The organism is Oleiphilus sp. HI0125 (genome assembly GCF_001635355.1).
The window spans coordinates 1-862 of record NZ_LWGF01000994.1; the positions used below are offsets into that span (position 1 = coordinate 1).

Below are 862 nucleotides of genomic sequence, written 5' to 3' on the forward strand. Positions count from 1 at the left end.
CCAAATATGATTTTGATTCAAAAAATAATTTACTAAGTTATTGAATAAAAACAAAAAAGCCGGCATGTAGCCGGCTTCAAGAGATGTGAGCTTAGCTTACTGAAGAAGCTGCAACACACTTTCAGGCTGTGCATTGGCCTGAGTCAGAATTGATAGGCCGGCCTGCTGAAGAACCTGCGTTCGCGATAGCTCTGCAGTTTCTGCTGCGAAGTCCGCGTCTTTAATTCGAGAGTTCGAAGCAGACAGGTTTTCGGCTGCAATTTGTTGATTTTGAATCGTGGACTCAAACCTGTTTTGAATCGCACCTAAGTTCGCACGCTGCAGGTTGATGGTATTTAATGCGTTATCAACAGCATCAAGTGCTGCGATTGCGCCGGCAACCGTAGAGACGTCAATGTCTTTAACAAGAATGCCATCTTCTGCGCCACCATATTCGCCAACTTCGAATCCTGAGTTGCCGATGTTGCCGGTGAGCGTTTCAAGCGTGATCTTACCTGATGATTCAAGTGAGATTGTACCGCGCGTTTCCGTACCAGTTGCTGGAAGACCCAAGTTAGCGAAACTCGCTGTAACAGCACCGGTGTAGTTGTCGAGTACCATGTTTCGACCATCTTCAGCGATGAGTCGGTAAGTTGAACCAAATGCTTCAGCGCGAACGCCGCTCTGACCAGCTTTGTTGTTGATCGCAGTGATTGTTGCGTTCTGGATATCGGTCGTCGTTGCCGTAGCACTCACAGAAATATCAATGCTCACGTCATTAATATCGAAAGTACCCGTAATCGCAGTACCAGTGGCCAATCCTCCGCCATTTAATATGTTAGCGTTGACCTTTGCCACAACGCCGGTTTGCTCGCTAACTCGA

General features: G+C 47.1%; 1 protein-coding gene. It reads right to left on the reverse strand.

Annotation, left to right across the window (positions count from 1 at the left end):
- Positions 1 to 96 precede the first annotated feature (96 nt).
- Positions 97 to 862 (reverse strand): flagellin (locus A3762_RS17110; protein ID WP_255375060.1); only part of this gene is annotated, 766 nt, incomplete at its 5' end.